Source organism: Frigoribacterium sp. CFBP 13605, assembly GCF_014839405.1.
GTDB lineage: Bacteria > Actinomycetota > Actinomycetes > Actinomycetales > Microbacteriaceae > Frigoribacterium.
In genome coordinates, this window is sequence record NZ_JACYNS010000016.1 from 23,592 (window position 1) to 40,581 (window position 16,990).

Genomic DNA, 16,990 nt, shown 5'->3' on the forward strand with positions numbered 1-16,990 from the left:
TCGACGGTCGCGGCCCCCGGGGGTACGCTGTCCCACGGCCCAGGCGGGCCCACGGCCCCACCGGGCCCGGCGGCAGCACGACGGAAGGCAGGTGAGCGGCGATGGCTGGTGACAGTACTGGCGCCCCGCGGCATCGCTCCGTGATCGCGCCGTCCGCCCCGCTCGTCTGAGCACCGGGCCCGACCGACCACGAGCGAGGCCCACGGGCACCGACGTCTCCTGTCGACGCACGTCGTCGACGACCCGACACCCCGGTGTCGTCTCGTCGCCCGTGTGCGTCGCCCCGGCCCCACCGCACACCCGTCGTCCACACGGCTGTCGTGACCACCACCGGTACGACATCGTCCCTCGACGGACGGTCGTCGCACCCCGAACGGCAGGAGCGCAGACCATGGCACTCATCGACAACGGCATCTACGTCGCGGGACACCGCACCGACAGCCCGGCGAACCTCGACGAGACGTTCGAGCTGCTGCACGAACACCAGGGCATGGCCTGGATCGGGCTGTACCGCGCCGACCCCGACGAGGTGCGCTCGATCGCGCAGGAGTTCGAGCTGCACCCGCTCGCCGTGGAGGACGCACTCAAGGGCCACCAGCGCGCGAAGCTCGAGCGCTTCGGCGAGACCCTCTTCGTCGTGCTGCGGTCGGCCCGCTACCTGGACGCCGAGGAGACGGTCGAGTTCGGCGAGGTGCACGTGTTCGTCGGTCCGGGCTTCGTCATCACGATCCGGCACGCCGAGAACCCCGACCTGGGTCGGGTGCGGCGCCGCCTCGAGTCGAACCCCGAGCTGCTCGCCCTCGGACCCGAGGCCGTCCTCTACGCCGTGCTCGACCAGGTGGTCGACGGCTACGGCCCGGTCGTCGCCGGCATCGAGAAGGACATCGACGAGATCGAGGACGAACTCTTCGGCGGCGACCCCGAGGTCTCACGGCGCATCTACGAACTGCTGCGCGAGGTGATCAGCTTCCAGCGCGCGACGAGCCCGCTGCGGGGGATGCTCGAGAACCTGCTGCGCGGGTCGGACAAGTACGGCGTCGACGTCGAGTTGCAGCGCTCGCTGCGCGACGTGCTCGACCACGTGTTGCGCATCGGCGAGCGCGCCGACACGTTCCGCGCCCTGCTCGAGAACGCGCTGACCGTGCACTCGACGCTCGTCACCCAGGCGCAGAACGACGAGATGCGGCGCCTGTCCGAGGCCGGGCTCGCCCAGAACGAGGAGACCCGGCGCCTGTCGGAGGTCGGCCTGCAGCAGAACGACGAGGTCAAGAAGATCTCGGGCTGGGCGGCCATCCTGTTCGCCCCGACCCTGGTCGGCGGCGTCTACGGCATGAACTTCGACCACATGCCCGAGTTGCACTGGCAGTTCGGCTACCCCATGGCGGTCGCCGCCATGGTCGCGGTCGGCGCGAGCATCTGGGGCGTCTTCAAGTGGAAGAAGTGGCTCTGACGCCGTCGCACCGGTGACGCCGTCGCACCGGTGACGCCGTCGGGCCGGTGACGCGGAGAACGCAGGAGGCGCGGGTCGGGTGACCCGCGCCTCCTGCGTTCTCGAGGCGGTGCGGTGCTGCGATCGGGGCCTAGGCCTCGAGCGCGGCGTCGAGCGTGATCTCGACGCCGGTGAGGGCCTTCGAGACGGGGCACGTCTCCTTGGCGTTCTGGGCGGCCTCGAGGAAGCCGGCCTCGTCGATGCCGGAGACCTCGCCGCGGACGGTGAGGGCGATGCCGGTGAGCTTGAAGCCGCCGGCCGAGTCCGGGCCGAGCGAGACGTCGGCCTTGACGTCGAGGGCCTCGACGGTGCCGCCGGCCTGGCCGAGGACGGCCGAGAACTGCATGGCGTAGCAGGCCGAGTGGGCCGCGGCGAGCAGCTCTTCGGGGCTGGTGGAGCCGTTGGCGTCGTCGGCGGCACGCTTGGGGAACGAGACGTCGTAGGTGCCGAGCTTCGAGCTCGAGAGCTCGACCTGACCTTCGCCGGTCTCGAGGCTGCCGTTCCAGGCGGTGCGTGAGGTGCGAGTGGGCATGTGGTGCCTTCTTTCGTGGAGGGGCCGACGTCGGGGTCGGCCCGGGGTGGGGTGTTCGGGGGTGTTCTGGTCGGTCGGTGAGGCGGGTCAGAGGTGCTGGTCGGTGAGGGCGGCCGTGTTCGCCCGGACGGCGGCGGCGAGCGCGGCGATGTCGGCTCGCAGCGTCTGCAGGTCGGTCAGCTCGAGACCGGTGGCGCCGCAGATCTGGTCGGCGAAGCCGGCGGCCTGCTCGCGGAGCGCGACCCCGGCGTCGGTCAGGGCGACGTCGACGGTGCGCTCGTCGGAGGCCGAGCGTGTGCGCGTGACCAGGCCGTGGGCCTCGAGCCGCTTGAGCAGGGGCGACAACGTGCCCGACTCGAGCTGCAGCTGGTGACCGAGCTCGGAGACCGTCGTCGGGCCGCCCTGCCAGAGGACCAGCAGCACGAGGTACTGCGGGTAGGTGAGGCCGAGCGGCGCGAGCAGGTCGCGGTACCGCGCCGTGACGGCACGCGAGGCGTTGTAGAGCGCGAAGCAGATCTGCTCGTCGAGCACGGGCGCCGGGCCCGGGGTCGTCGTCTCGGCTGCTGTCGTCATGTCGGCGACTGTAGCACGTCGCGCACGACTTGGTTGTGCACAACCAATGGCCCCCCGCGTGACGCGGGACGGGCGGCGACGAACCCGCCTCAGTCGACGTCGAACCCGCCTCGGTCGACGTCGGCCCGGCGTTCCCGGAAGGCGATCATGTTGACGCGGTTGCCGCAGCGGACGCTGCAGAACCGCTTGGACCCGTTGCGCGACAGGTCGACGAAGACCCCGTCGCAGTCTTCCGCGGCACAGGCCCGCAGCCGGCCGGTCTCGTCGGTGCGGATGACGTCGACCAGCGCCAGGGCAGACTCGACGCGGATGCGGTCGGCGAGGGGCGCGTCGTCGCTCGTCGCGTGCAGGTGCCAGTCGAGGGCGTCGTGTCGCACGAGCCGGGGCGACGAGACGCTGTCGGCCAGCATGCGGTTGACCTCGGCGGCGAGCAGGTCGCGCTCGAGCGTCCAGATGCGTCGCAGTTCGGCCCGGACGCCCTGCACCGAGGCCAGTTCGGCGTCGTCCCGGTCGAAGCGGCCCGAGAAGGCGAACGAGTCGAGCAGGGCCGTCAGCTCGGCACGGGTCGAGAGCTCGTCGCCACCGGACCGACTCGCGCCGGCACCGGTGTTGACCAGGGCGACGTTGAACTCGAGGACGTCTTCGGTGTCAGGGGCGAAATGCAAGTTGACTCCTTGTTAGAGGCGGTCCTACGCTCGCTACAGAGACGGCGAGTCAGCACCCATTGTGCACGACGGCCCTGACACAAGGAGTCCTCGTGAGCACCGGTGCGACCACGACCACGATCGCGACGACACCCCTCGCCGCGGGGCGCCCCGCCTCGACCACCGCCGGCCTGCTCGTCGCCCTGCTGGCCGCCGCCTCGTTCGGATTCTCGGGCCCGTTCGTCAAGCCGTTGCTCGAGTCGGGGTGGAGTCCCGTGGCTGCCGTCACGGTCCGCGCCCTGATCGGCGGGGTCGTGCTCGCCCCCGTCGCCCTCTTCGCCCTCCGGGGCCGCCTGGGTCCGATCTGGCGGGCCCGGTGGCGCGTGCTCGGCATGGCGGTGGTCGGCGTCGCCGGCACCCAGGTCTTCTACTTCGCCGCGGTGGTGCGCATCCCGGTCGGCACGGCGATCCTCGTCGAGTACCTCGCCCCGCTGCTGCTCGTCGGCGTGGCCTGGGCGACCTCGCGACGCGTCCCGCAGGCCGTCGTGCTCGTGGGCTCCGTGATCGCCTTCGCGGGCCTCCTGCTGGTCGTCGCCCCGAGCGGAGGTGTGGCCCTCGACCCCGTCGGGCTCGCCCTGGCGGGGGCGGCGATGGTCTGCTGCGCCGCCTACTTCGTGCTCGCCGCCCGGCCGAGCGGCGACCTGCCCCCGGTCGCCCTGGCGGCCTCGGGCCTGCTCGTCGGCGCCGGGCTGCTGGGACTGCTGGGACTGACCGGCCTCGTGCCGTTCACGACCTCCGCGGCCGACGTGCCCCTGTTCGACGCGATCGTGCCGTGGTGGGTGCCGATGCTCGTGGTCGGCGTCGTGGCCACCGCGGTCGCGTACGCCACGAGCATCACGGCGAGCAGCATGCTCGGCTCCCGCCTGGCGTCGTTCGTCGGCCTGCTCGAGGTGGCGGCCGCCGCGCTCTACGCCTGGCTGCTGCTCGGCGAGGCCCTGACCCCGCTGCAACTCGGCGGCGGCCTGCTGATCGTGGTCGGCATCGGCTTCGTCCGGGCCGAACGCACCCGCGAGGCCGCGGTCGTGGCCGACGCGGTGGCCGAGACGCCCCTCGGCGACGCGGTGGCCGAGCCGCCCGTCGTCGACACGGTGGCCACCGACGGCCGAGGTGCGACCCTGGGGTCATGGACCGATGCGGGCGCGGCCCAGGCGGCTCTTTGGTCAAAAGGCCCGCGATTTACTGCTCGCAGGAATCAACAGGCTGCATCCGTACAACAAACTAGATCGTCACCGCGCGGAGTCCTTGATTAGTTCAATGCACAACGTCTTCGTTCCCGACGTTGAACACGTAAATGTCCCAGGGATCTGGGTTGTCGAACTTTTCCCCCCGACCGATCTGCCTTCGCTTCAGGCCGCATTGACGAAGAACGGGTGGGACAAGACTCCCTATAGTTGCCCCTCAGAACAGAGCAGCAACGCGACGCTCGGCAATTCACGGGCGCAGGGGGGTGTTAGGTGTTGCGTGTCATCGACGTAGTACGGCCAAACTCGGGCTTTATGGCGGTTGATGCTGTCCATGACGAGTTGCCAAAGGGAGTTGACATCGTCGAGATGCACGCCCGCCAAGTCGGAGCCAGCCTGACGGCGATTGTGGCGCGATTTAGGCTCTCCCCAACGGAGGCTGCATTTCTGGATCTGGAGTGGCATCGACCACACGAGCCGCGACTAGCCATAAGCACGTCGATCGCGATTATTGCGGTAGTCATCGCACTCTGACGCGGGAGCGCGCACGCGTCCACATAGCCGGCGGTGGCCACGACGATGTACGGCGTCAGGCAGCTCTGAGTGAGCTCGACCTACTAGAGGATGGGGCCACTAGAAGCTAGCCGTAAAACTATCAGAATGATACTAACGTGATATCAGAATGGTAGTTCAGTGGGATCACCGGCGCAGGCTATCGAGATCGACTCAGGTCATGTACTCGACGGCAGATGGTTCGTCTTACAGTGTCGGCGTGGATGTTTGAGCCTCGAGCACGGTGAGCGACGTGGTCACTCTTGCGCCCAAGCTGGGGGTGGTGCAGAGGCTGGTTTGCAGCTTGAGTGAGTGAGTAATTTCTGGATCAGTGTGAACGCGAGGTAGCTATGACCGGCCAATCTTGGAATCAATCCCCAGCTGATGAGAATCCGCGAAGAATGGCCACTTTTGTCGTCACGGGACTGGTGACTGGTGCGGTGACGGGCGTTGCAGCCCCGAGCATTGTTTTTTCACTGGGTGCGATGATGAGCGCCGAAGGGGAAAGCGCTGAGGGGGCTGCGTCCGAAATGTTGCTCATCGGACTAGTCTTTTCCTTCCTCACGGTTCCAGCGGGAATAGCTTTCGGAGCCGTCGTCGGCCTGCTCACATCGTTTGCCCGCCCAGTTGTTGCTCAGACCCGGCCCGGTATTCGGCTGGCTTTTCTTTCGGCTATTTCTGTTGCTTTGTCGTCGGGTCTTCTCCTCCTCATGGGGTGGTACGTGTTCCCGACCCTGCTGTGGTTTGTCCCAGGTGTTGTGTTTGGCTTCTTAGCTGTTGTCGTAGCTGAGGCTTTTGTTCGTTCAAGGCAGCGCAGGCAAGGGGGCCGGAAGCTTTCATCTGAAAGGCTTCCAACCCCCTTGGTTTAGAGCGCCGGTTTAGGAGTTGCTAGGGCAGTAGCTGCCGATCGCAGTTGCTTTCGGTGATGGGCCGGCCGCCGGAACTCCCAGGGGCACAGGCACTTGATCACCGATATTCCACGCTTGACCGTCATCGGTGATGCCCCTCACTCCGTTGAACGACACAAGTCCAGGTGGCGTCGGCACCACGGTGAGCTCAGATAGGGAGCGCGTCGTTGCTGCCCAGTCGGGTACGACGTATGCGCCACCGAAGTCTGCCGTGAGACCAATTTGCCCGGTGCGGTCGTCGTACCCGATGTCAGTGAAGTGCTGATCTTCTCCGAACTCAGCAATCAGATTTTCGTTGGCAGGGACGGCCTCGAGGGCCCAAGCCGAGCCCTGCGGCGAGGTTCCTGGGGCATCCAAGATGACACCGTCGCTGTAGAGCTGACCGGCGTCATCCAGAGCGTACGTTCCGTTCGCTGCGAAGACCATTGTGATGTACGGGCCTTCGTCGACAACCGACCATCTGTAGCCATCCCAGTAGATGTATCGCCCCTGATCGTCGAGGGCCTTCACCGCGCCGCCGTCGGGAACTGCGGTCATAGCTGATGCTTGCACAATGGGAGATGCCCACGGCGCCGACTCTGCCGGCATCATTTCGTATTCGCCCCAAGTTTTGACGGTGTTGGACGTTGTGACCGCGGCCGCAGCACCGTTGAGGATAGACACATCTACAAACTCCCCGGCGAGCGGTGTTGGCATGAAGGACGATGGGGTAGTGCCCCATTCGACATCCCAGACACCGTCTGATTCGCGGCCCATTACTCCAGAACCTCCTCCCCAGGTATAGAGCCGCTTGTCACTGCCAAGAGCCAAGATGGTGGCCTTTGTGCTGCCCGCTTCAGTCCGAGTGGCAGCGAACTTCGACACCCGCACACCGCCCGGAAGTGGTGCTGCTGGTACGGGGGCCACCGCTTCGCAGAAAAAGACGCCGTCTGCGTAGGGAGAGACAACCGAGCCGTTACCGACTCCCGAAATGCGTCCAGATTTAGTCAAGAAGAAGTTCTCGGAAAGAGCTACATATCGGTCCTGAGAGATGGAGATACGAGCGTCGATGTTCTTGCCACAGATCAAGTCTCCACCAAGCGATCCGTCCTCTTGCCTGAAAATGATGGGCTTTTTCAGCGGACCTGCGACCAGACAGATGAGGCCAACGGCGTCACGGGTAAGGAGTGTGCTCCAGGTAGGGGAGTTGTTCCACCGAACGTAGGCCTCGTGGTTAGGCATACTCGCCTGAAAGCCGGTCATTGTGACGACGCCTGACCGGGTCAGTTCAATGTCAATGTCGTAGTAGATCGCTCCAAACCTCTCTGCGCTTGGGCAGAAGGGATCGTTGGCAATGTGCTTAACGGAAAATGATCTATACCAGTCGAGTATCTGCGAATCGGCGACTCGACTCTTAATCTCAATTTTTCCGGTGCTTGCGTGTCGAGTTGCAGCAACACGGTCGTTATCGTTGATGTAGATAGCGTTCGTGTAGCCAGTTTGTTTGGATGCAGCGGCGGTATTGGTATCCCAGTCTGCTTTGAGGTTGACCATCGTTCGGTAGTCTGCGGGGCCGTCTGCGGCTGGCTGGCGAAACCCGCGTGCATCGCCACGGAAGGTCAGGTCGGTAGGCGAGGCGCCTTTTAAGAAGCCTCGTGGCTGAGCCGAAATCATGCAGGCGGTGACGATCGCACGGTCGATATCGCTGGCCTCCTCGGAGTGTGTCGACGTCCAGGGAATGAAAGTCCGGTAATTGAACTCTGTTGAATGGACCTCTGCAGCCGTGAGTGCAGGTGACGACTCGAGGGCCCGCATTCCTCGTTCTTGGGGATTACTGTCCGGCTTTGGAAAGGCGAGTGTGGTAGCCGACATCACGGACGACCGAACGGAGTCCGGAACAGCAACAGGATCGACTGGCTCAGGATCTGGCGCAGTCGGAGAGGGGCTGGCGGTAGGAAGGTCACCGCTTTCGTTGCCCGAGCCTTCTGCTGGGTCCGATTCAGACGCAGGCTCGGCATAGGCGTTGAGGTCTGCGACAACGGGCACCTGATCGGGCTGCGGGGATACGGATTCGAGATTGAGTGAGTACGAGGTATCGGGATTGAGCGATTCGAAGGTTACGTTTGGTTCTTCGCTATCGATAGTCAATGTCTCATCAAGGGTGGCGCGGAATGAAGTTGCGTCCTCGGGAGCTAGCCATGCTGTCGTAAGCGTAGAGGGCGTCGCAGCGACGACGACGATGGGAACAACGGCTAGGTCAACTGTTTCTTCTAGGACCAGGCTTTCCTGAGCAGCGAAAGGAAGGGTACTTCCGACAGGAACATCTTCCGCGTCATCGGCGTCGCTTGGGTCCAGAGTGACGCCTGCGGTGTCGCCTTTGACTTCGTCACCGTAATAAATGGTGACGTTGAAGGGAGTTCCTGCCTCGTTCGTCCCGGATAGAACATGGGCCCCTTGGCCGGTGTCAACATCACTGTCGATAGTCAAGGGATGTCCGTTGACATCCTTGAATGAATCGAGATTGTCCCAGTCGATGACGATAGCTGTGTCAGCTTGCGCACCGGACGCTGGTTGCACAGCGATTAGAAGCGATCCTGCTAGAGCCACGGTAGCCGCTACGGCTACGAGACCTCGTGTTATTGTCGGCACAAATTCCCCCTTAGTAATTGCATGGAAGTTACTGGCAATTAGAAAGAGTCCTCTGCCCCCAAGAAGGGGGTCGACTGAACGGCGAGAGCTCACCGAAACCTAAAAAGCTTGGCAACAAGCGGTTACACAACTCATGCTGCAAGTTCGTAGGCACGAAGCCGCTCGACGCCATCGGGAGAATGGACAATGCGCCGAGCAGTGCGGTGGTCTCCGAGCCCGGAGGCGTCTCGGGGGTAAGCCGGCCAAACTTCCTCGCTTCCTCGCCTCCTCGAGAGTCGAGTGCTTGGAAGACGACTCGGGCTGTGGCGTGGGTTCCGCGTCGACGTCAGTGAGGCTCAGAGCGCATGAAGGCTTCCTCAGCCAGCCACCAGGTCCAGAGCTCGCGTTCGCGGGCATAGAGGGTGGCGAGGGTGCCGAAGACGTCGAAGGTTCGAGCTGCAGCGTCGCGAAGATCGCGGCGGTGAAGTCGCCACCCGCTATTGGTGGAGACGACGAGGCGGTGGGTCCGGAGACGGGAAAGGACTCGGATGATGCGGTGTCGGGGGACTCCGAGTCGGTCGGAGGCGTCATCGATAGTGACAGGGGCCTCGTGGCGCATGGTCGCGTAGACGCGGCCGGCAAGGTGTCCGAGGCCAAAACGGGTGAAGAGGTCGTGTCGGAGGTCGGCTAAATCGCTATCGAATCGGCCCAGGAGGTCAGCGCGACGGTCGAAAAGGACGGCGGGGGGCGGGCGGGATAACTGCCCTCCTATTAGCGCCGATTCGTCCGGTCGCTCGTAACGAGGTCATGGGAGCTGAGCACGAAGTCCTCGACGAGGCGCTTGGTCACGCCTGGCCCCGCACCGACTGAGATCCAGTGGCTCTTGTCGAGGTATCTCCCCGGGGTGATCGATTCGTGGTCTCGGCGGAGTGCGTCCGCGTGGTGCAGGTCGGCCTTCACTGTGATGATCTGCAGGTCGGGATCGTTGTCCGCGACGATGAGGAACACCTTTTCCGGGGTCTTCCACACCTCGAGGTGCGGCGTGAACGGGTAACCACGACTGACGTGCTCCAACCTCGCGGCGGCGTCCCGGGCCGTCTCTTGGAGCTGCGTGCCCGACAGGGTCATCGCTTGTGCCGGCCAAACGTTGTCGGGTCCACGGGCCGCCGCGCGTGAGGTAGCCCCTCGACGACCAGCAGATAGGCCTCGGTGACCAGGTCGACCACGAGGTCAGCCGGAAGATCGCCTCCCGGGTTCAGCGTGACCCAGTGTTTCTTGTTCATGTGGTACCCGGGCGTGATGTCGTCATGCTGCTCCCGGAGCGCCTTCGCGTCCTCGGGTGCGGCTTTGAGGATGACGATGGGTTCCCCCGTGATCTCCGTTGTGAGCATGAACACTTTGCCCCGGACCTTAAACACGTCCCAGTCAGGACCGAACGGATGCTCGAGCCCTGCGCCGGGTAGCTCAGCAGCTCTGTCTCGGGCTTGCTGCCGCACGGTGTCGGCCTGCATATGTCCCCCACGATTGTTGATTCTAGAAAGTACCGAGTCGACTCCTATGACAAGAGTTGGTGTGCGATGGGTTGATCTCCGTTTTGATGCGCGGTCCGACCGGGAGCACGGAGCAGCTTGCTCCGTGCTCCCGGGGTCGTGGAACGGTGGACGTTGCTCAGGGGATGACGACGAGCTTGCCAAGCTCGCCCCCGAGGCGCAGACCTTCGCCGCCTGGCTCGACTCCGTCAACTACACCCCCGCGTCGTAATTACCCGGCCCGCCTCAAAGAGAGAAGACCAGTCATGAGAGCAGTCCAGTTCAACACCTACGGCACCCCCGACGTGCTCGAGGTCGTCACGATCCCTGAGCCTCACGCGGGCCGCGGCGAGATCGTCATCGACGTCGCCAGTGCAGGCATCAACCAGATCGACACCAAGATCCGATCCGGCTCCATAGCACCCACCCCCGATCTCGCAGCCCCGACAGGCGCCGGCGCCGACGCTGCCGGGACCGTCGTCGAGGTCGGCGACGGCGTCAAGGACGGCTAAGCATTATTCCTAGGAGGCACGGATGACGACGGATGCACCGACCGCAGCCGGAGACGGCGGGGCCGTCGACCCGGTCAGCTCACTGTTGCCGGGCGTCTCAAAGGCTCATCGCAAGCTCGCAGGTCGGCTCCTCGACGAGCTCGGGCTCTCCCCCGGGCAGGAACTGTTGCTGATGCTGCTGTGGGAGGAGTCCCCGCGAACGCAGGCGGACCTGATACGTCTCCTCATGGTCGAACCGCCGACCACGGCCAAGATGCTCGCCCGCCTCGAGAAGAGCGGCTTCGTCGCGCGCGAGCAATCCACGACCGACGGGCGTGTCGTACTCGTCCGGCCCACCCCTGCCGGCCGTGATCTGGAAGGGCCCGTGACCACGACACGGGCACAGCTCGAAGAACTGACCACTGCGGACCTGTCCAACGCTGAACGGGAGCAGCTCGGCAAGCTCTTGTCGCGGGTGGGAGAGACGCTGGTGAGCCGCCTGGCCTGACCACGGATCGCTGTTGGAAAGCCAGCGCGAATCAGCGGAGGCCAGGCCTGAGGTCGCCAGTCGACGATCCCCTCACGGGCGGCGATCACCGCTCCCATCGGCCTGGCTTCGGCTGCTCTGGGGTGCAGCGAACAGCACGAGCTCCTGCCCAAATAACGGACCCAGAGGAGGCGCGCTCGGCGAACTGCTGACCATCCGACTCAGGACCGCCTGAGGAGCACCCGACCTGCGAGCTTCCCAGAAACCCGGACCGGTTCAAAACCCCGTTTTGAACCGGTCGTCGTTTGCGAGCAGCTGATCCAGGCCCGCCGCGGCCAGACCCAGAACCAATCGCTTGCGGTCACCGACGATAGCTAAGCCACCGCAGGGCCTCCCTCCTCAGACTTAGCGTGGCTAACAGCGCTCGAGGCAATCTCAGAATCGATACATTCAGCAGGTGCAAAGACCGGCGAACCCTTGACTCTCCTAGGCGTTGCTCTCGCGTCGACTTCGAGCAGCGGAAGCGGACCTCTCACGATGACTTTCTGGGTGACGGCGGTTGGTTGGAGCGATAGTCGAGGTCATCGCCTCTCGCACTGCCGATCAATGGTTCCAACGTGTTCGTCGCCGACCCGTCCGACCCGGATGCCCCGTCGAACCTGGTCGAGAACGTCGCCGAGATCGACGGCCACCTGGCCGACGCCCTGGCCGCCGGGCAGCCCGACTGGTTCGTGGCCGGGCTACGAGCGTTCCGGTACCCGATGCTGTGGGAGGCGGTGGTCACCCTGGTCGCGCCCGACGAGCCGGCGCCGTCCGACCAACCCGCATCCGTGGCCGAGCACCTCGCTCGGCACGTCAACCACGTCCTGGTCAACACCGCTGAGGGACGGAGCATCCGACCCGACGGCGGCACGCCCGTGCTGGACTCCCCCGTGACCGCCCGGCACGCGCAGCCCGGGGCGGTGCTCCTCGTCGACGGGATCGGGCGTGACGCCGCGCTGATCGACACCGATCCCGACGTGGTCGGCTGGGGCACCGAGGTCGACGGCTCGATCGTCCTCGTGGTGCTGCCGCGCGACCGGGTGCCGCTCGTCGACCTGCGGTTGACGTCCCTCGCGACCTGACCCGCGCCTCCGGGGCCGGGCATAGGGTCGGGGGGTGACTCCGACGACGCTGCCGCGCAGCACGCCCTCCGCCCAGAACGTCGACGCGGCGGGCATCGCCGCGTTCGTCGACGCCCTCGAGACCACGGCCGGCGTCGAGCCGCACAGCATCATGCTGCTGCGCCACGGGCAGGTCGTCGCCGAGGGCTGGTGGGCTCCGTACTCGGCCGACCGCGCCCACCTGCTCTACTCGCTGAGCAAGAGCTTCACGTCGTCGGCCGTCGGGTTCGCCGTGGCCGAGGGCCTGATGGGGCTCGACGACACCGTGCTCGGCCACTTCCCCGAACTCGACGACGAGGTCACCGACCCGCGCAGCCGCTCGATGCTCGTGCGCCACGTGCTCGCGATGGCCAGCGGGCACCGCGCCGAGACCCTCGACCGTGCGCTCGCCGTCGACCCGGTCGACGTCGTCCGGGGCTTCCTGCTCACGCCGCCCGACGACGAGCCCGGCACCGTCTTCGCCTACAACCAGCCCTGCACCTTCGCCGCCGGCGCGATCGTGCAGCGCGTCACGGGCCAGCCGCTGAGCGAGTACCTGCGACCACGCCTGCTCGACCCGCTCGGCATCGGCGAGGTCGGGTGGCAGCGCGACGCGTCCGGCCGCGAGCTCGGCTATAGCGGACTGCACGCCACGACCCACGCGATCGCCGCCCTCGGCCAGCTCTACCTACAGCAGGGCGAGTGGGACGGCGTGCAGCTGCTGCCGCGCGAGTGGGTCGCCCAGGCCACGCGCTCGCACGTCTCGAACGCGGGCGAGTCGAACCCCGACTGGGCGCAGGGCTACGGGTTCCAGTTCTGGATGGCCCGCCACGGCTACCGCGGCGACGGCGCCTACGGGCAGTTCGCCGCCGTGTTGCCCGAACACGACGTCGTGCTCGCCCTGACCGGCCAGTCGCTCGACATGCAGGCCGTGCTCGACGCGGCGTGGGCGCACCTGCTGCCCGCCTTCGGGACGGACGCGGCGCGCGTCGGCGACGCCCCGACCGACGCCGCCCTGGCGTCCCGCCTCGCCGACCTGGCACTGCCCGGGGTCGCCGGTCCCACCGAGCACGACGCCGCACCCGTCCGACCGGCGGACGAGGAGGCGCGGGACGGCGACCAGGACTCCCCCGGCACCGACCGGCTCGTGTCGTTCACCGCGGCCGACGGCAACGACCAGCCCGACCTCACCCTGGTCGACCTGCACGCCTCGGCCGACGCCGCGACGACGCTCACCCTCGTCGAGGGCGACTCCCGCCTCGTGGTCCGGGTCGAGGCCGAGGACTGGGTCGTCACCGACGACTCGGTCGGCGGGGCCGGCTCAGGCGCCGGCTCCGCCGCGCCGGTCGCCGCGAGTGCCACCCGGTCGGCCGACCTGCTGCACGTCGACCTCGTCTTCCTCGAGACGCCGCACCGCCTGCACCTCACGCTCGACGAGTCGGACGGGACCTTCACGGCCCTGTGGGAGACCCAGCCGCTGCACGCACCCGCGCTGGCGCAGCTGCGCATGCCGCGCGACTGACGCGACCCGCGCCTCCGAGGCGCCGACACGGCTGGGCCGGCGCAGGACTCAGCCGAGGACGCCCGTGTGCTCGAGCACGATGTTCACGCCGATGAGGATGAGGATCACGCCACCGGCGATCTCGGCCGGCTTGCCGAACCTCGCACCCACCCGACGCCCGACCAGCACTCCGACGAAGGTCAGGACGGTGGTGGTCACACCGATCAGCAGGATCGCCCAGCCGATCGAGACCGGCAGGAACGCCAGGGTCACCCCGACCGCGAGGGCGTCGATGCTCGTGGCGATCGCGAGCACGGCGAGTTCGCGGAGGTTCAGCCGGTCGGTGTCCTTCTCGTCGTCCTCGCCCGACGAGAACGCCTCGTAGAGCATCTTGCCGCCGATCAGGGCGAGCAGTCCGAAGGCGACCCAGTGGTCGAACGGCGCGATGTACTGCGCGAACGTCGAGCCGAGCAGCCAGCCCAGCAGCGGCATCAACGCCTGGAACGCGCCGAACGTCACGGCGATGACGACGGCATGACGAGCGTTGAACCGCGTCATGTGCAGGCCCTTGCCGAGGGCGACGGCGAAGGCGTCGGCGGACACGCCCAGCGCGATGAGGAAGAGAGCCCAGAACGACATGGGGGCAGCGCCTTTCGAGACGGTCGGGTGGAGACACCGCTGTCTCGGAACCTGACGATCCTGCCATGCCCGCCGCGCCTCCTCGGGCGGAAAATCCCTGATCAGAGGTATTCGGCACGCCGAATCCGTGGTGTCGGCGAACCGTCGCACGGGGCGTCGCGCGCCGAACGCCTTCCCCGGCCGACGGTCAGGAGGCGCGGCGCGGCTCAGGCGGGGACGAGCACGTCGCGGGGCAGCACGGCGTGCACGCCCCAGGTGCGGTTGGCGACCTGGGTGACGCGCAGGTCGACGACCGTGCTGGCGAAGGCCAGCGCCGTGGCGGCGTCGAGCGAGTAGAGCTGACGCATCCACTCGACCATCGCGGCGAGCGCGTCGCCGCTGGCGACGTTGAGGTCGGCGTCGAAGCCGAAGGTGATGCGCGCCTCGGGGGTCTCGGCGTGGATCGTCGAGAGCGGGCGGTCCGTGGCGAGGCCGATCCGCGCCTCCGTCGTCATGCCGGTCTCGATCGCGGTGCCACCGACCTCGCCGTCGCCCTGGGCCGCGTGCCCGTCGCCGAGGTAGAGCAGGGCGTCGTCGACCGCCACCGGCAGCCAGAGGGTCGTGCCCGCGACGAGGTCACGGCAGTCGATGTTGCCGCCCACGGAGGTGCGGGGCGGGATGGTCGAGTGCTCTCCGGCCTCGGCGGGGGCGAGTCCCATGACGCCGAGGAAGGGCGCGATCGGTCGACGCAGGCCCCGGCTCTCGGTGGCCGTGCCGGCGTCGCGGTCGATGCTCCAGAGCAGCCAGGCGGCCTCGGCGTCGACCAGGCCGAGGTGGCGGGTGATCGGGGTGTCGGCGGCCGCGGCGACCGTGAAGCCCCAGTCGTCGGGGGTGAGCGCGAGCAGGTCGAGCTGGAGCATGTCACCCGGTCGTGCCCCGCGGACGGCGATCGGACCGGTCAGGGCGTGACCCCGCCGCGTCGGGAACAGGTACGGGGTGACCTCGCCGGGCACGGTCTGCGGCTCGAGGTGGCCCGAGGCGTCGAGCGAGCGCACGACGACCGTGTCACCGGGGTCGATCGTCAGCACGGGGGCGTGGTCGCGCGAGAAGACCTCGTGGGCGGTGTCGGTGCGGGGGTCGAGGCGGTGGGTCGTCATCGTCCGAGCGTAGGCCGCGACGCCGACACCGACGCCCCGCCGGACGTGCCGCGCCCAGGGGCCGTCGATACGATGGACCCCTGTTCCGCCCAGACCCCGCCCCACCTGCTCACAGAGAGACCGACGCCCCCATGGTCCTGTTCTTCCACGTCCTCATCATCGCCATCTCGGTCGTCGGCGCCGGCCTCATCTCGGCCGCTCTCGTGGGGCTCGCGACCTCGAAGTAGCGCGAACCCCCTCGGCGTCCCTCACCCGGACGGAGGTCGTCGACCATCCGGCACGAGGTGGCGTAGCCGACCCCCAAAGACCCGTTTGACGGTCGGACGCCTCGGCCTGCACGATGGCCGCATGTCCGCACTCGACGAACTCCGCGCCACGGCCCACCCGATCCGCCTGCGCCTCCTGTCGCTCCTGACCGGCGTCGCGATGAGCGCCGCCGAGGCCGGTCGCGAGCTCGGGCTGTCGCAGGCGACGGCGAGCTACCACCTGCGCGTGCTCGAGCGCGTGGGTCTCGTCGAGGTCGTCGAGGTGGTCACGATCCGCGGCGGCGAGGCCAAGCGCTACCGGCACCTGTCGTCGGCGCAGCCGTTCCCCGTCGTCCCGCCCTCCGTCGACGGGACCGACGACGACACCGACGCCGAACGCGCCCGCTACGTCGACGCCCTGGCCGACGAGCTGCGTCGCCGCTCCCCGCGGCGGGCGGATGGCCCCCAGATCTCGACCGACGCCGAGCTCTGGGTCGACCCCGAGACCTGGCAGCGGGTCGTACGCCACGTGGGTCATGCCTCCGCCATCCTGCACGCGGCCGCCCAGCGCCCCCGGACGCCGGGCACGAACCCGGTGTCGATGACGGCCGCCCTGTTCCCGATGAGGCGACCGTGACCGGGGACGCAGGAGGCGCCTACTCGGTCCCCCGGGCCCCTCACGACCGCCGGGGTCCCCTCGCGCACGGCCCGTTCCGCTGGCTGCTCGCGGCTCGGACGACGGGCGTGCTCGGCAACGCCGTCGCCCCGATCGCCCTCGCGTTCGCCGTGCTCGACCTGACCGGGTCGGCGGCCGACCTCGGCCTGGTCGTCGCGGCCCGGTCGATCGCCAACGTCGCGGTGCTGCTCTTCGGCGGCGTGATCGCCGACCGGCTGCGGCGAGACGTCGTGCTCGTCGGGACGTCGCTCGCCGCCGCCGGGACCCAGGCCGTCGTCGCCTCGCTCGTCGTCACGGGGTCGGCGACGATCCCGCTGCTCGTCGTGCTGAGCGTGCTGAACGGGGCGGTCGCGGCCGTGAGCCTGCCCGCGGCGGCGGCCCTCGTGCCCGAGTCGGTGCCCGACGCCCTGCTGCGGCCCGCCAACGCACTGCTGCGCCTCGGCCTCAACGGCGGCAGCGTCGTCGGGGCGTCGGCGGGGGCGGGGATCGTGGCGGTGGTCGGTCCGGGCTGGGGCCTCGCCGTCGACGCGGCGGGCTTCGCCCTCGCGGGCGTGCTGTACTCGCGGCTGCGGCTGCCCGTCCGGCCCGGCAGCCCGTC

Annotated in this window: 18 protein-coding genes; 10 read left to right on the forward strand and 8 right to left on the reverse strand. The window is 67.6% G+C overall.

Annotation, left to right across the window (positions count from 1 at the left end; genetic code table 11):
- Positions 1-391: 391 nt before the first annotated feature.
- Positions 392-1,450 carry a magnesium and cobalt transport protein CorA gene (locus tag IFT36_RS05995; RefSeq protein WP_056046751.1) on the forward strand — a complete coding sequence of 353 codons (1,059 nt, stop codon included), beginning with the start codon at positions 392-394 and terminating at the stop codon, positions 1,448-1,450.
- Positions 1,451-1,580: 130 nt separating this feature from the next.
- Here the strand turns inward: IFT36_RS05995 and IFT36_RS06000 are convergent, their stop codons facing one another.
- The 3 genes from IFT36_RS06000 to IFT36_RS06010 all read right to left on the reverse strand — a co-directional run bounded on the left by IFT36_RS06000 (position 1,581) and on the right by IFT36_RS06010 (position 3,259).
- Positions 1,581-2,021: an OsmC family peroxiredoxin gene (locus tag IFT36_RS06000; protein ID WP_056046752.1), complete on the reverse strand. Its 441-nt coding sequence runs from the start codon at positions 2,019-2,021 to the stop codon at positions 1,581-1,583.
- Between the two features lie 87 nt (positions 2,022-2,108).
- Entirely contained in the window at positions 2,109-2,594 is a 486-nt protein-coding gene (locus IFT36_RS06005; RefSeq protein ID WP_173151509.1) for a MarR family winged helix-turn-helix transcriptional regulator, read from the reverse strand.
- Positions 2,595-2,683: 89 nt separating this feature from the next.
- Positions 2,684-3,259 carry a CGNR zinc finger domain-containing protein gene (locus IFT36_RS06010; protein WP_082460336.1) on the reverse strand — a complete coding sequence of 192 codons (576 nt, stop codon included), beginning with the start codon at positions 3,257-3,259 and terminating at the stop codon, positions 2,684-2,686.
- Positions 3,260-3,351: 92 nt separating this feature from the next.
- Between IFT36_RS06010 and IFT36_RS06015 the strand changes: the two genes are divergently transcribed.
- Both IFT36_RS06015 and IFT36_RS06020 read left to right on the forward strand, forming a co-directional pair.
- Complete coding sequence (locus IFT36_RS06015) at positions 3,352-4,548, forward strand: DMT family transporter (protein ID WP_307785041.1); 1,197 nt, start codon at positions 3,352-3,354, stop codon at positions 4,546-4,548.
- A gap of 884 nt (positions 4,549-5,432) precedes the next feature.
- Positions 5,433-5,900, forward strand: coding sequence for a hypothetical protein (locus IFT36_RS06020; RefSeq protein WP_173151514.1), 468 nt, complete (start codon positions 5,433-5,435; stop codon positions 5,898-5,900).
- 9 nt (positions 5,901-5,909) lie between these two features.
- Here the strand turns inward: IFT36_RS06020 and IFT36_RS06025 are convergent, their stop codons facing one another.
- Complete coding sequence (locus tag IFT36_RS06025) at positions 5,910-8,525, reverse strand: RCC1 domain-containing protein (protein WP_207114191.1); 2,616 nt, start codon at positions 8,523-8,525, stop codon at positions 5,910-5,912.
- A 325-nt stretch (positions 8,526-8,850) separates the two neighbouring features.
- On the opposite strand from IFT36_RS06025, the gene IFT36_RS06030 reads away from it, so the two are divergent.
- Positions 8,851-9,237: a hypothetical protein gene (locus tag IFT36_RS06030; protein WP_173151518.1), complete on the forward strand. Its 387-nt coding sequence runs from the start codon at positions 8,851-8,853 to the stop codon at positions 9,235-9,237.
- Between the two features lie 80 nt (positions 9,238-9,317).
- Here the strand turns inward: IFT36_RS06030 and IFT36_RS06035 are convergent, their stop codons facing one another.
- Positions 9,318-9,674 (reverse strand): MmcQ/YjbR family DNA-binding protein, encoded by a 357-nt coding sequence (locus IFT36_RS06035; protein ID WP_200412655.1) that lies wholly within the window; start codon positions 9,672-9,674, stop codon positions 9,318-9,320.
- Positions 9,671-10,057, reverse strand: a complete 387-nt coding sequence (locus IFT36_RS06040) for an MmcQ/YjbR family DNA-binding protein (RefSeq protein WP_173151522.1) — start codon at positions 10,055-10,057, stop codon at positions 9,671-9,673. Before IFT36_RS06040 ends, IFT36_RS06035 begins: the two co-directional genes overlap by 4 nt.
- 284 nt (positions 10,058-10,341) lie before the next feature.
- On the opposite strand from IFT36_RS06040, the gene IFT36_RS06045 reads away from it, so the two are divergent.
- The 4 genes from IFT36_RS06045 (at position 10,342) to IFT36_RS06060 (ending at position 13,717) form a co-directional block, all read left to right on the forward strand.
- Entirely contained in the window at positions 10,342-10,587 is a 246-nt protein-coding gene (locus IFT36_RS06045) for an alcohol dehydrogenase catalytic domain-containing protein (protein ID WP_173151524.1), read from the forward strand.
- Positions 10,588-10,609: 22 nt separating this feature from the next.
- Entirely contained in the window at positions 10,610-11,074 is a 465-nt protein-coding gene (locus tag IFT36_RS06050; RefSeq protein WP_173151526.1) for a MarR family winged helix-turn-helix transcriptional regulator, read from the forward strand.
- A 596-nt stretch (positions 11,075-11,670) separates the two neighbouring features.
- Positions 11,671-12,177, forward strand: a complete 507-nt coding sequence (locus IFT36_RS06055) for a hypothetical protein (protein ID WP_200412656.1) — start codon at positions 11,671-11,673, stop codon at positions 12,175-12,177.
- A gap of 34 nt (positions 12,178-12,211) precedes the next feature.
- Entirely contained in the window at positions 12,212-13,717 is a 1,506-nt protein-coding gene (locus IFT36_RS06060) for a serine hydrolase domain-containing protein (protein ID WP_200412657.1), read from the forward strand.
- 48 nt (positions 13,718-13,765) lie between these two features.
- Here the strand turns inward: IFT36_RS06060 and IFT36_RS06065 are convergent, their stop codons facing one another.
- Both IFT36_RS06065 and IFT36_RS06070 read right to left on the reverse strand, forming a co-directional pair.
- Positions 13,766-14,335, reverse strand: coding sequence for a manganese efflux pump MntP (locus IFT36_RS06065; RefSeq protein WP_056046758.1), 570 nt, complete (start codon positions 14,333-14,335; stop codon positions 13,766-13,768).
- A gap of 206 nt (positions 14,336-14,541) precedes the next feature.
- Positions 14,542-15,471, reverse strand: a complete 930-nt coding sequence (locus IFT36_RS06070; RefSeq protein ID WP_123570602.1) for an acetamidase/formamidase family protein — start codon at positions 15,469-15,471, stop codon at positions 14,542-14,544.
- Positions 15,472-15,819: 348 nt separating this feature from the next.
- Here IFT36_RS06070 and IFT36_RS06075 point away from each other — a divergent pair, with 348 nt between their 5' ends.
- Together IFT36_RS06075 and IFT36_RS06080 are read left to right on the forward strand one after the other, a co-directional pair.
- Positions 15,820-16,353: an ArsR/SmtB family transcription factor gene (locus IFT36_RS06075; protein ID WP_200412658.1), complete on the forward strand. Its 534-nt coding sequence runs from the start codon at positions 15,820-15,822 to the stop codon at positions 16,351-16,353.
- On the forward strand, positions 16,350-16,990 hold a 641-nt coding region (locus tag IFT36_RS06080), incomplete at its 3' end, for an MFS transporter (RefSeq protein WP_200412659.1). The genes IFT36_RS06075 and IFT36_RS06080, both read left to right, overlap by 4 nt.

Excerpts from the sequence above, each read along its gene's own strand:
- IFT36_RS06070 (WP_123570602.1), bottom strand. The coding sequence starts at position 15,471 with ATGACGACCCACCGCCTCGACCCCCGCACCGACACCGCCCACGAGGTC.
- IFT36_RS06040 (WP_173151522.1), bottom strand. The coding sequence starts at position 10,057 with ATGCAGGCCGACACCGTGCGGCAGCAAGCCCGAGACAGAGCTGCTGAG.
- IFT36_RS06005 (WP_173151509.1), bottom strand. The coding sequence starts at position 2,594 with ATGACGACAGCAGCCGAGACGACGACCCCGGGCCCGGCGCCCGTGCTC.
- IFT36_RS06020 (WP_173151514.1), top strand. The coding sequence starts at position 5,433 with ATGGCCACTTTTGTCGTCACGGGACTGGTGACTGGTGCGGTGACGGGC.
- IFT36_RS06065 (WP_056046758.1), bottom strand. The coding sequence starts at position 14,335 with ATGTCGTTCTGGGCTCTCTTCCTCATCGCGCTGGGCGTGTCCGCCGAC.
- IFT36_RS06050 (WP_173151526.1), top strand. The coding sequence starts at position 10,610 with ATGACGACGGATGCACCGACCGCAGCCGGAGACGGCGGGGCCGTCGAC.
- IFT36_RS06075 (WP_200412658.1), top strand. The coding sequence starts at position 15,820 with ATGTCCGCACTCGACGAACTCCGCGCCACGGCCCACCCGATCCGCCTG.
- IFT36_RS06000 (WP_056046752.1), bottom strand. The coding sequence starts at position 2,021 with ATGCCCACTCGCACCTCACGCACCGCCTGGAACGGCAGCCTCGAGACC.
- IFT36_RS06045 (WP_173151524.1), top strand. The coding sequence starts at position 10,342 with ATGAGAGCAGTCCAGTTCAACACCTACGGCACCCCCGACGTGCTCGAG.
- IFT36_RS05995 (WP_056046751.1), top strand. The coding sequence starts at position 392 with ATGGCACTCATCGACAACGGCATCTACGTCGCGGGACACCGCACCGAC.
- IFT36_RS06035 (WP_200412655.1), bottom strand. The coding sequence starts at position 9,674 with ATGACCCTGTCGGGCACGCAGCTCCAAGAGACGGCCCGGGACGCCGCC.